This is a genomic window from Acinetobacter schindleri (assembly GCF_010918895.1).
GTDB classification, from domain to species: Bacteria; Pseudomonadota; Gammaproteobacteria; order Pseudomonadales; family Moraxellaceae; genus Acinetobacter; species Acinetobacter schindleri.
Map to the genome: position 1 here is coordinate 2,503,683 of NZ_CP044483.1, position 12,615 is coordinate 2,516,297.

General features: G+C 36.2%; 12 protein-coding genes and 1 pseudogene. 8 read left to right on the forward strand and 5 right to left on the reverse strand.

What is annotated here, in order from left to right; genetic code table 11:
- Positions 1-81: 81 nt before the first annotated feature.
- The 7 genes and pseudogenes from FSC11_RS12005 to FSC11_RS12040 all read left to right on the forward strand — a co-directional run bounded on the left by FSC11_RS12005 (position 82) and on the right by FSC11_RS12040 (position 7,151).
- Complete coding sequence (locus FSC11_RS12005; protein ID WP_163167108.1) at positions 82-846, forward strand: DUF4184 family protein; 765 nt, start codon at positions 82-84, stop codon at positions 844-846.
- Positions 847-1,008: 162 nt separating this feature from the next.
- Positions 1,009-2,793, forward strand: coding sequence for an aspartate--tRNA ligase (gene aspS, locus FSC11_RS12010; RefSeq protein ID WP_163167110.1), 1,785 nt, complete (start codon positions 1,009-1,011; stop codon positions 2,791-2,793).
- Positions 2,794-3,067: 274 nt separating this feature from the next.
- Positions 3,068-3,933: pseudogene (locus FSC11_RS12015) on the forward strand (lysophospholipid acyltransferase family protein).
- A gap of 119 nt (positions 3,934-4,052) precedes the next feature.
- Positions 4,053-4,271, forward strand: a complete 219-nt coding sequence (locus FSC11_RS12020) for a hypothetical protein (protein ID WP_048881462.1) — start codon at positions 4,053-4,055, stop codon at positions 4,269-4,271.
- A gap of 55 nt (positions 4,272-4,326) precedes the next feature.
- Positions 4,327-5,340 (forward strand): glycosyltransferase family 2 protein, encoded by a 1,014-nt coding sequence (locus tag FSC11_RS12025; protein ID WP_163167112.1) that lies wholly within the window; start codon positions 4,327-4,329, stop codon positions 5,338-5,340.
- A 289-nt stretch (positions 5,341-5,629) separates the two neighbouring features.
- Positions 5,630-5,890, forward strand: a complete 261-nt coding sequence (locus FSC11_RS12035) for an IS30 family transposase (RefSeq protein WP_163167114.1) — start codon at positions 5,630-5,632, stop codon at positions 5,888-5,890.
- A gap of 163 nt (positions 5,891-6,053) precedes the next feature.
- Complete coding sequence (locus FSC11_RS12040; protein ID WP_163167116.1) at positions 6,054-7,151, forward strand: glycosyltransferase WbsX family protein; 1,098 nt, start codon at positions 6,054-6,056, stop codon at positions 7,149-7,151.
- 36 nt (positions 7,152-7,187) lie between these two features.
- On the opposite strand, the gene rfbC is transcribed toward FSC11_RS12040, so the two are convergent.
- Genes rfbC through rfbB form a run of 4 tightly spaced genes read right to left on the reverse strand, consistent with a single transcriptional unit; the run spans position 7,188 to position 10,578 of the window.
- Complete coding sequence (gene rfbC, locus FSC11_RS12045; RefSeq protein ID WP_163167118.1) at positions 7,188-7,736, reverse strand: dTDP-4-dehydrorhamnose 3,5-epimerase; 549 nt, start codon at positions 7,734-7,736, stop codon at positions 7,188-7,190.
- On the reverse strand, positions 7,733-8,617 hold the full coding sequence (gene rfbA / locus FSC11_RS12050; RefSeq protein WP_163167120.1) for a glucose-1-phosphate thymidylyltransferase RfbA: 885 nt from the start codon (positions 8,615-8,617) through the stop codon (positions 7,733-7,735). The genes rfbC and rfbA overlap by 4 nt, the downstream gene beginning before the upstream one ends.
- Positions 8,614-9,507, reverse strand: coding sequence for a dTDP-4-dehydrorhamnose reductase (rfbD, locus tag FSC11_RS12055; RefSeq protein ID WP_163167122.1), 894 nt, complete (start codon positions 9,505-9,507; stop codon positions 8,614-8,616). Before rfbD ends, rfbA begins: the two co-directional genes overlap by 4 nt.
- Positions 9,508-9,510: 3 nt before the next feature.
- Positions 9,511-10,578, reverse strand: coding sequence for a dTDP-glucose 4,6-dehydratase (rfbB, locus tag FSC11_RS12060; RefSeq protein ID WP_048881453.1), 1,068 nt, complete (start codon positions 10,576-10,578; stop codon positions 9,511-9,513).
- Positions 10,579-10,896: 318 nt separating this feature from the next.
- Between rfbB and FSC11_RS12065 the strand changes: the two genes are divergently transcribed.
- Entirely contained in the window at positions 10,897-11,784 is an 888-nt protein-coding gene (locus FSC11_RS12065; RefSeq protein WP_163167124.1) for a glycosyltransferase family 2 protein, read from the forward strand.
- A 46-nt stretch (positions 11,785-11,830) separates the two neighbouring features.
- Here FSC11_RS12065 and FSC11_RS12070 read toward each other — a convergent pair whose 3' ends face one another.
- Positions 11,831-12,607 (reverse strand): glycosyltransferase family 25 protein, encoded by a 777-nt coding sequence (locus FSC11_RS12070; RefSeq protein ID WP_163167126.1) that lies wholly within the window; start codon positions 12,605-12,607, stop codon positions 11,831-11,833.
- Positions 12,608-12,615: the final 8 nt, after the last annotated feature.

Sequence of the window (12,615 nt, forward strand, 5' to 3'; positions counted from 1 at the left end):
TGCAATCGTTTACGATAACCAGTGATATATTTTATTAGAATGCTCTTTGAATATTTTTTATTACATTAAAACATTATTTTTATGCCCTTTACCTTATCGCATGCTGTGCTTGCTCCACCTATTTCACGTTTAAGCGGTAATCGGCTACCGATTGCTGCGTTGGCGATTGGCTGTATGGTGCCCGATTTACATCGACTGTTTACTTCGAGCAATTCAAATATCACGCATTTATGGTCTTCGCTGATTCATCCAGACCTCTGGATTGGGCTGGCTTTCTGTAGCATCTGGTATCTGGTTTACCGGCCAGTAATTTACCGTTTCATGGGCATTCAGCATGATTTAAATATTTACAGCATCCTTTCAGCTTTAAGATTCATCTTGGCGATGTGTCTAGCACTGATCATCGGCACAGCCACTCATTTAATCTGGGATGGTCTGACCCACGTCGATTTTCGGACTTTTGCCTTCCATGAAGTTTTAGCACAACAGTTTCAGTTGTTTGGACAGAGTTATCCCTTGCATCGGATTTTACAGATCGGTACGTCCGTGATTGTTTTGCCGTTTATGCTGTGGATGAGTGTGCACTACTATAAAAAGCATCGCCAATATCTCGCAGTCAGTCTGAAAATCAAATCATTTGCCGGAGGCTTATTTTTCTTTTCTATATTAACCGCTCTGTTTTCAGTCTGGGATTATACACGCTATATTCCTACAGATGTCTGGCAATCAGATCTCTACTATTTTACTGGACGATCTATTAATGAATTTAGTCAGGGCTTCCTAATCACATTCAGCCTAGGCTGTTTACTGTTTTTATTTTTAGGCAGAGGTCGCAGGATGGGTTAGATAAAGCGCTGGCTTTTCGTCTATTCACTTTAAAATGATATTGTTTTTGACCCAGGTTCTTGTGACTACATGCCCAAAGAGGCATAATCCTACCTTTACGAAAAGCGGTACGCTGTTTACGTATTCGCTGACCTTAAACCATATAGTTGGATTTTTAACGCTATGATGCGAACTCATTACTGCGGTTCATTAACCGAAGCTCAAATTGACCAAACCGTAACATTATGCGGTTGGGTTCACCGTCGCCGTGACCACGGTGGTGTAATCTTCCTTGACATGCGTGACCGTGACGGTCTTGTTCAAGTGGTTATTGACCCAGATACTCCTGAAGTATTCGCAACTGCCGACAAATCACGTTCAGAATTTGTATTAAAAATTACAGGCCGCGTACGTCGTCGTTATGCAGGAACTGAAAACGCAAATATCACCAGCGGTCAAATCGAAGTTCTTGGTAAAGAAATTGAAGTTCTTGCTGCGTCAGAAACTCCGCCATTCCCATTGAATGACGAAAATACCAACATTTCTGAAGAAGTACGTTTAAAGTACCGTTTCCTGGACATCCGTCGCCCTGAAATGTTAGACCGTTTACGTTTCCGTTCTAAACTGACTAACCTGATTCGTAACTACTTCGAAGACAATGGTTTCTTAGATGTTGAAACTCCGATTTTAACTCGCGCGACTCCTGAAGGTGCACGTGACTATTTAGTACCTAGCCGTGTATCAAATGGTAGCTTCTATGCCCTGCCACAATCTCCACAGCTGTTCAAACAATTGTTGATGGTGGGCGGTATTGATCGTTACTATCAAATCGCAAAATGTTTCCGTGATGAAGACTTACGTGCTGACCGCCAGCCTGAATTCACCCAAATCGACGTTGAAACATCGTTCATGAGTGACGATGACATTATGGATTTGATGGAAACATTGACGATCAAGATGTTCAAAGAACTTCTAGACGTGCAATTCGAAAAATTCCCTCGTATGACCTATGCAGATGCTATGCGTGACTATGCATCTGACAAGCCAGACTTACGTATTCCGTTGAAACTGGTGGACGTTGCAGACTTAATGCAAGACGTTGAGTTCAAAGTATTTGCAGGTCCAGCAAAAGATCCTAAAGGTCGTATTGTTGCACTTCGCGTACCGGGTGCAGGCTCACTGCCACGTTCTGCAATTGATGAATACACCAAGTTTGTAGGCATTTACGGTGCACGTGGTTTGGCGTACATCAAAGTCAACGAACTTGAAAAAGGTATTGAAGGTCTTCAATCTCCAATCGTTAAATTTATCGAGCCAATCGTGCTTGATCTATTAAAACGTGTTGGCGCTGAAAATGGCGATATCGTGTTCTTCGGTGCAGATAAAGCGAAGATTGTAAATGATGCAATGGGCGCACTTCGTGTGAAAATTGGTCATGACATGAAACTTTCAACGTGTGAGTGGGCGCCGCTTTGGGTGGTTGACTTCCCAATGTTTGAAGAAACTGATGATGGTAAATGGACTTCTGTTCACCATCCATTCACGCTACCAAAATCAAGCGTTGAAGAAGTGAAGAACAACCCAGGTGCTGCATTGTCTGTTGCTTATGACATGGTATTGAATGGTACTGAAATCGGTGGTGGTTCACTGCGTATTTATAACCTGGAAATGCAAAAAGCGATCTTTGAAGCGCTTGGTATTGGTGAAGAAGAAGCAGAAGAGAAATTCAGCTTCTTATTAAACGCGTTGAAATTCGGTGCGCCTCCGCACGGTGGTTTGGCATTTGGTCTTGACCGTCTTGTGATGTTAATGACAGGTGCGTCTTCAATCCGTGACGTAATCGCGTTCCCAAAAACCAAGACTGCTGAATGTCCACTGACTCAAGCACCAGCTCCAGTTGAATCAAATCAATTGCGTGATTTGGGTATTCGCTTACGTGAAAAACCAAAAGCTGAATCTCAAGAATAATTCTTGAAGATTTAAGTAAATAAAGCCCTGCTCTGTGCAGGGCTTTTTTATCACGATGTTAGCGACTCATTTTTTATATTTTTAACTAGGGCTTTGAGTATAAAAAATCTTATCTTTCAGTATGAAAATATAGATAAATTTTTTTAAGCTATTTTTCACAATATTTTATATTAACTAATAAGTTGCTTTGCTATTTTTGATAATCTCTTAGATTTTTAGGCACTTATATAATTTTCAAGATTAAACCCGCCTATTAAAGAGTCTTTTTTAAAATATGTATTTTCTACTAACTTTTTTAGCTATATTGCCTTTACGCATTTTACAATTGTTCGGGTACATCATTGCTTGGTTTTTATATCAAACCAATTCATCTATTCATCGTATCACGCAGATTAATATTCAACTAGCTTATCCTGAACTAAATGATAAACAAAAAAAAATATCATTAGAAAAAGTATTCAAAGTCAATGTTTAAGTTATTTGGAATGTATTAAATTTTGGGGAATGTCTACTGATTACAACCTTTCACGTGTCAATCAAATTCATGGCATTGAACATTTCAACCATGCCATCAATGAGAAAAAAGGTGTGATTGTCGTAGTTCCACATTTGGGAAGCTGGGAATTACTAAATGCATGGCTTTGCTCACAAACACAACCCATGATCATGTATAAGCCGAATAGAAATAAAGATATCAATCGCTATATTTTGCAGGCTCGCCAGAAAACGAATGCTATTTTAGTCCCTGCAGATGAAACTGGTATAAGAGCAATATTTAAACATTTAAAACAAGGTGGTCTTACTGTTATTTTACCAGATCATCTTCCTAAGCCTTCGGGCGGCATTTATGCAGATTTTTTTAAACAAAACGTTCTTTCAGGAACTATTGTTCCCAAATTAGCTCAAAAAACACAATGTAATGTTGTAGGTGTCAGCTGCATTCGTAATGAGCATCCTGGCTATTTTGATATTCACTGTAGTTTTGTATCAGAGGGTATTATGTCTAAAGATATACACACTAGCGTACTCTGCCTGAATCAACATATGGAGCAGATGATCGCAACAGCACCAGCACAGTATATTTGGTCATATAAACGTTTTAGAAGCTGCTTTGGTAATGACAATCCTTATAAAGCTTAAAATCAAATTTCATAAGCGCCTGTTAGCTCACTGTTAATTCTGAAAACATAGATTAAATTGAGATTCCGCCCTAAAAATGGCATAATCTCTACATTCTTTTAAGATGTGGATTGTCTCCCATGGCGATGCGTCCTGCTGTCCGTAATCGTGGCATCATGCTGATTGTGTTTTCAGTCGTTCAATGGTTGTTTATGCGCTATATTCTTGCCAACAATCTATTCTCTTTAGATACTAATGACCGTATTGTTTACTTCTGTCTCAGCAGTATCATTGGTGCTTTCCTGATTTTTGTGGGTTTGATTTATATGGTGTTGAAGGGGAATCCAGAGAAGGATTAACTAACACCTCTCATAAACCAATTCATAATTCTTAATATTTTGGACTTATTGAACCGTGTTCATCAGCGTTATTGTACCTTGCTATAATCATGCACCTTATTTAAAAGAGCGGATTGAAAGCATTATTCATCAGACTTACCAAAACTTTGAGCTGATTTTATTAGATGATTTATCACCTGATAATAGCGCTGAAATTCTTCTATCTTATAAAGATCATCCTAAAGTTACATACTGCATTATCAATAAAAAAAATTCTGGTTCAACTTTTTACCAATGGAATAAAGGGATAAAGCTCGCCAAAGGAGAACTGATCTGGATTGCAGAATCTGATGATGTGGCTGATTTAAGTTTTTTAGATGAGTTAGTTAAACCTTTTCTAGAAAACCCTAATTTAGTTTTAGCATATAGCCAATCTTATCGATTTGATAGTAAAGGCAATATTACTGGCTCATGGAAAGACCATACAGATGGCTTAGATTCAAAAAAATTTGAAGAAAATTTCACAATGTCTGGACTAGATTATGTAGATAAGTTTCTAGTAGTAAAAAATACAATACCCAATGCAAGCGCAGTTTTATTCAAAAAGCATACTTATCAACAAGTAGGTGGAGCAAACCCTCATTTAAAATTAATCGGCGATTGGGAAATTTGGAGCAAAGTTGTTACGCAAGGTGATATTTTTTTTAATGCGAAAAAATTAAACTACTTTAGATACCATGAAACCAGTGTCATCGCTAAAGCTAAAAAGACGCAAGGTAATACATTACTTAGAAATCAAGTAATTGAATTTAGGCAATTGATATCCATTTACTGGAAAAGTTTGCCACAAAATAGAAATATTCTAAATATTCAGAAAAAGAATAAAAAATATTTATTTCAAGATATTAAGAGAAACTCTTCTTTAGCAATTCGAAAACGCTACTATAAAGAGATTTTACCTACTTCTATTCAAACCATTCGAAATACTCCCTTATATTTATTACCTATTATTATTCCTAAGTTATTAGTGAAACTTATTTTTTCAATTTGTATAGATGCGCCTTTAAAAAAGTTCATTATTCGTAAATAATCCATTCATTAGAGTTCTTTCATAAATCATTTTTTACTCAACTCCAAGTTGTAAATTCCAGCGATTAAATTAAATCTCAGGTGGTGTTTCAAAAAGTATGCTGGGATTAAATGCAGTCATTATTGATGTAGAAGAAAGTTAAATCGTAAGCATCCGGCTAACCCATCTTACCAAGCTATCCTATAAGCCTTAATTTAGTCCCCACTTAAAAGCAAGTGGGTACTTAAATTTATGACTACAAATAATCAGACATTCATCGCATCTCTTGCGAAAAAACGAAGAACATACAGTGCTGAATTTAAACAGCCGATCGTTCTTACTTACACCGATTAAAGATCAGCTGAAAACCACCACTGCAGATAATGGCAAAGAATTTAGCTTACATGAGCATATTGCTCAGGAACTAAATTTGGATTGGTATTTTGCGGATCCTTACAGTGCTTGGCAACGAGGTACCAATGAAAATACGAATGGCTTAATCAGACAATACATTAAGAAAGGCAATGATTTAAACAATTACACAGATGAATATATTTCAGAAATTACTTAACGTTTGAATCAACGTCCAAGAAAAAGACTCGGATTTAAAAGTCCGAGTCAGCTATTATGCCAATAACATGGTGTTGCACTTCAGATGCTAATCTAAGTAGTTTATAATAAATGGCTAATCATTAAATTCAATCTTCAAGTCAACTGAAAAATCCGGATATTTCATGAAAATATTTGCCTTTTACCTTCCTCAATATCACAGCATTCCTGAAAATGATGCATGGTGGGGCGAAGGATTTACCGAATGGACTAATGTACGAAAAGCAAAGCAATTATGTATTCACCATAATCAACCACGTGTACCTTATGGTCAAAATTACTATAATTTATTAGATAAAAAGACCTTAGTTTGGCAATCTGACCTAATGCAAAAATATAAAATTGATGGTCTTTGTTTTTATCATTATTGGTTTTCAGGTCGTAAAATTTTAGAAAAACCCGCAGAACAATTATTAAAAAATTCTGGAATTCACATACCTTTTTTCTTTTCATGGGCTAATGAGCCTTGGACAAGAAGTTGGGATGGTTTAAATCAAGACGTATTATTAGAACAAAAATATGGAGAACGTCAAGATTGGATTGATCATTTTAATTATTTATTACCATTTTTTAAAGACGAACGCTATATCAAACATAATGGTCATCCAATCTTTGTACTCTATCGCTCAGCAAGTTTTGATTTATGTGATGAATGGATTAAATGCTGGCGAGAACTCGCTTTTCTGAATCATTTAAGTGATATTCATTTTGTTACATCATTAACTTCATTTGAAACAGATAGTCGAGAATTAGATTTTGATGCTCAACTATATTTTGAGCCTATGAATACAACTGCACATTATATGCATCATTATAAACGTAACAGAATTGAAAAATTGAGAAAAAAAGCATCCAACATTACAAATAGAATATTTGGATATTCTAAAAAAATTCAATCTTTTGACTATAATGTAGTATGGGGAGAAATATTAAAGAAACCTTTAAATACAAAAACTTATGCTGGAGCATTTATAGACTGGGATAATACATCCAGAAAAGGTATTAAGGGATCAATTGCTAAAAATGCCAATCCATTGAATTTCAGAAAAAATTTTAAAATACTATATAAAAATGCATTAGATGCCAATACCCCTTATATTTTTATTAATGCATGGAATGAATGGGCTGAGGGTACATATCTTGAACCTGATACAAAGCATGAATATGGGTATTTAGAAGCAATTGAAGAAACAGTAACCGAATACCAAGCTATAGAAAAATAATTTTTAAATCCCACCTAATAGGTGGGATTTTTTAAATTATAGAAATTTTGATGCTTCTTTGTCTTTATCACTTACCAATATTTCATCTACTTGATCTAAAGGCCATTCAATTGCAAGCGTCAGGTCATTCCAGATAATAGCACCTTCGCTTTCTTTATTATAATAATTGGTAGTTTTATAAAGAAACTGGGTATTATCTTCGAGCGCAATAAAGCCATGTGCGAATCCTTCTGGAATCCAGAACATGGTTTTATTTTCTGCACTCAATTCCACACCCACCCATTGACCATAAGTTTTAGAATCAGAACGGATATCTACAGCCACATCCCAAACTCTTCCTTGCACTACGCGAACCAATTTACCTTGGCTATAAGGTTCATTTTGATAATGAAGACCACGCAACACACCCTTTTGTGATAAAGAATGGTTATCCTGAACAAAAGTCGGGATCGGTAAATTCAACTCTTTAAGAGCTGCTTCAAATCGTTGCTGATTGAAACTTTCCATAAACCAGCCACGATCATCCCCAAATACATTTGGGTGTATGATGAGTAGACCTTCAATTTTTGTTGTTTCAACTTTCACTTCGACTCTTCCAGCAACTTAAATAAATATTGACCATATTCTGTTTTTTTTAGAGCATTTGCGCTTTCAGCAAGCTGCTCTCTTGAAATCCAACCTTGTTGAAAACCGATTTCTTCAAGACATGCAACTTTGAGAGACTGACGTTTTTCAATGGTATAAACAAATTGGCCGGCTTCTAGTAAAGACTCATGTGTACCGGTATCTAGCCAAGCAAAGCCACGTCCCAAAAGTTCTACGTTTAGGGAACCGTTTTGCAAATAAGCATTATTAATATCTGTAATCTCAAGTTCACCACGCGCTGAAGGCTTCACCTGCTTGGCAAAATCAACCACGCGATTATCGTAAAAATACAGACCTGTTACAGCATAAGGAGATTTCGGTTGAGCTGGTTTTTCTTCAATACTCAACACCTTACCAGAAGGATCGAATTCAACCACACCAAAACGTTCTGGATCTGTCACATGATAGCCGAAAACAGTGGCACCATTTTCAACTTCACTCGCTGCTTTCAACTGCTTACTGAAGTTTTGTCCATAGTAGATATTATCCCCCAGGATCAAGCAAACATGATCTTCACCGATAAACTCTTCACCAATTAAAAATGCCTGTGCCAAGCCATCAGGCGAAGGCTGCACTTTATAACTAAGTTCAATCCCAAATTGTGAGCCATTTCCTAATAATTTCTCAAAATTTGGTAAATCTTCAGGAGTTGAAATAATCAGTACTTCACGGATACCAGCCAGCATTAACACCGATAGAGGATAGTAAATCATCGGTTTGTCATAAATTGGTAAGAGCTGCTTCGATACACCTTTGGTGATCGGGTGCAATCGGGTTCCTGAACCACCTGCCAATATAATACCTTTACGTTTTAAACTCATTTCCCCAGTACCTCTATCACTGTTCTTTGTACATGTACTTTCCAATCTGGTAAGCTAATTTGGAAAGCCTGCTGAATTTTTTGATTATTTAATCTTGAATTATGTGGCCGTTTTGCTGGTGTAGGATATGCAGTTGTTGAGATTGGATTCACTTTTTGAATAGCCAGCTCAGCACCTAAGCTCTTTGCCTGTTCAAATACATAACTTGCATATTCAAACCACGAAGTTTCTCCACTGGCTACTAAATGATAAATACCTATTTTAGTTGCATCCTGCAAAGTTTGAATAATCGCATGAGCACTGACATCAGCAATTAACTCGGCTGAAGTAGGTGCGCCAATCTGATCATCAATAATGGATAACTCTTCACGCTGCTGGGCTAGAGCAAGCATTGTTTTCAGGAAGTTTTTACCTTTCTGTGCAAATACCCAAGAGGTTCTAAAAATCAGGTGATGACATTTAGAATTCTGAATTACCTGTTCACCCAAGGCTTTGGTTTTGCCATATACATTAAGTGGTTCAACTACATCTGCTTCATTAAATGCGAGCTGGCCCGCACCATTAAATACATAGTCGGTAGAATAATGCACAAAGAGTGCACCAGTTTCAGCACATGCATTGGCAATTTTTTTAACAGCCTGATGATTGACCAGATCAGCCGTTTCCTGATCTCTTTCAGCCATATCTACCGCAGTATAAGCACTCGCATTCACTACAACATCGGGGGACAACTCTAAGATTGTTTGATAAATCTGGTCCGGCTGAGTTAAATCTCCAGACCATTGGTTCATGCCATTGCGGTCAAGTGCAATAACCTCTCCTAATGGAGCTAAAGCACGTTGCAGCTCCCAGCCTACCTGACCATTTTTTCCTAGTAATAAGATTTTCATGGTTTAACCTTGGTATTGTTTTTCTAGCCAGGATTTATACTCACCACTTTGTACATGTGAAATCCATTCCTGATTATTCAAATACCATTCAACTGTTTTACGCAGGCCGGTTTCAAATGATTCTTCAGGAACCCATCCTAATTCTTCTTTAATTTTAGAAGCATCAATAGCATAACGTACATCATGCCCTGGGCGATCTGTAACATAGGTAATCAGGTCGGTATACTGCTGTATACCTTGTGGTTTGTTCGGGGCTAGCTCTTCAAGTAAAGCACAAATACTATGTACTACTTCAATATTGGCTTTTTCATTATGACCACCAATATTATAGGTTTCACCTACCATACCCTCTGTTACGACTTTATATAAGGCACGAGCATGATCTTCCACAAATAGCCAGTCACGGATTTGTTGACCATTTCCATATACTGGTAAAGATTTACCTTGTAACGCATTTAAGATCATTAAAGGAATTAACTTTTCCGGGAAATGATAAGGTCCATAATTATTGGAGCAATTCGTGACTACAACTGGCAGTCCATAAGTACGATGCCAGGCTCTTACTAGATGATCTGAACTTGCTTTAGATGCCGAATACGGCGAGCTTGGTGAATAAGATGTTGTTTCAGTAAACAAATCTGTGGTTCCTTCCAGATCACCATAAACTTCATCAGTTGAAATATGATGAAAACGGAATTTATTTTTTAATTCTTTAGACAGATTTGACCAATAATTTCTAGCAGCTTCAAGTAGCTGATAAGTCCCAATAATATTGGTTTCTATAAAAGTAAAAGGGCCTGAGATCGAACGGTCTACATGCGATTCTGCAGCAAGGTGCATTACTGCATCAGGCTGATATTCAGTGAAGATGCGATCAAGTGTTAAACGATCACAAATGTCAGTATGACTGAATTGATATCTTTTATTATTTTCAACAAGTGCAAGAGATTCAAGATTTCCTGCATAAGTCAATTTATCAATATTTAGAACATGGTGCTCAGTATTTTGAATAATGTGGCGAATAACTGCTGATCCAATAAATCCAGCTCCACCAGTTACAAGAATTCTCAAGGGCCCTCCAGATATATCTTTCGATATTAAATTTTTCGGGATTTTACCATATATGTCATCTTTACCTATCTTTGCTCTGATAGTTTCATACATTAATTCTGTATTTACCGATGGACCAATCAAATTGAACTATCAAGAGATGATTGCAATCACAATTATCACAAATTTTTTACAATTAAATTTTAGAGATAAAGCAGGAATATTTTTTATTACCTAATTCCAATGATGTTATAGTCTAAAATTTAATAATAGATAAATAATTTTTCAGCTAACCCTTGTATACTTGATTCAGTAATTTTTTCTCACATAATTTTTCCTATGCAACTTTCAATTCTTGTTGTTAACTATAATACTGAATCTTTTATTAAAAGCTTTCTGCTTGATTTAAAAAGTCAAACTCTTTCACATAAGAATTTTGAAGTTATTTTAGTAAATAACGTTCAAAATAAACATCTCAATGAAGTTATTGAACAGAGTCATGAGCTAAACGGTTTAAATATCAGAATTATCGATTCTGAACGCAATGTAGGTTTTGGCCGCGCTATGAATCTAGGTGCTGAACATGCTCAAGGGAAAGAATTACTGATCGCCAATCCTGATCTTCGTATGATGCAAACTGATTATTTAGAACAATTACTTACCTATTCAAAACAGTCAGAAAATTATGGTCTGATTACAACTCGACAGCTTAATGACGATAATAAAGATACTTCAGAATATAAAAATTATGAATTTCATGAAAACTTGATCGATGGTCAATCGACCAACTGGTTCTGTGGAGCCCTTCTGTTAATTAAAAAATCTGTATTTGATCAAATCAACGGCTTTGATCCTGATTTTTTTATGTACTGTGAAGATGAAGATTTAAGTGTACGAATTAAAAAGACAGGACTTCCTTTAATAAAAATTAATGAATTAGCTATTTATCATAAAGGTGGTTCAAGTGAGCCTTATCATAATTACGCTTTTTACCATCGCTGGTTTAAATCAAAAATTTTATTTGCTCATAAACACTATCCTACCAACATATTTAATCAAATTTTAAATCAGATAGAAAATAAGGCAAAAGACAAGACACGACTCTATAGCATCGTGGCAATAACTGGTATTAAAAAGTATCAATCGAGAAAAGATAAATGGAAGGCTATGCTGGACTGTGTGCAAAAAACAAAAAATGAATCAATTCAATGGCTTTTTTTTAAATAATTAATAATTTAAATAGAAAAAACCGCAGCAATATCTGCGGTTTTTTCTATTTAAATTCAATGGTTTTTTTATACTTTGATGTATGTATTTGGTGTTTTAGACGCTGCCACTCTCGACTAATTTTTTCACCAAATGTACGTGCCTGACTTTCAGTCTGGCGACGCTGTACACGCTGGTCTTCCAGCATGCTACCAAATTGATTTTCCTGAGCCTGCTCATATAAATAGCTTTGTATACATAAAGCCGGTTTCATTTGATACAAGCTCATATTCTGTTGATGGTATTTAGGATCAAATAAAATATGATCTAATGGTTCTGTGATCAAATTTTGCTTCAATAGTTTGATAAGATACTGAGCAGCTTTTAAACTTAAAATATAACCGGCAGCGCCCACGTGTCGACCTTTTAGCTTAAACAAACTACGATCTTTTCCTACAAGCATTCCCTGTGGGACATGTAGAATTTTTTTAGCAAATGCTTCAAGTTTGATAATATCCCAGTCATTTTGAATCCAGTCATGCTGACTCAGAAAATAGTCAGCATTTTCTCCCAAATATACATCATCTTCAAAAATTGCCAAATGCGAAATCTGCTCATCTACCATTTTTTGCCAGATCGATACATGACTCATAAAACAAGCTAACTCGCCAGAAGTCAGAAAATCTTCGTGCACCTGCAGTGCCATTTTTTCAGCCAGCGGTTTAGCTAAATCTGGTGTTAATGCATCAAAGAATTCAAAATCGACATTCTGTTTGCCAAATTCTTTTTGAATGTGTTCACGACGTGCAGTTGCTGTTTTTAGGCTAATTACAATGTTTTTCATACAGATTT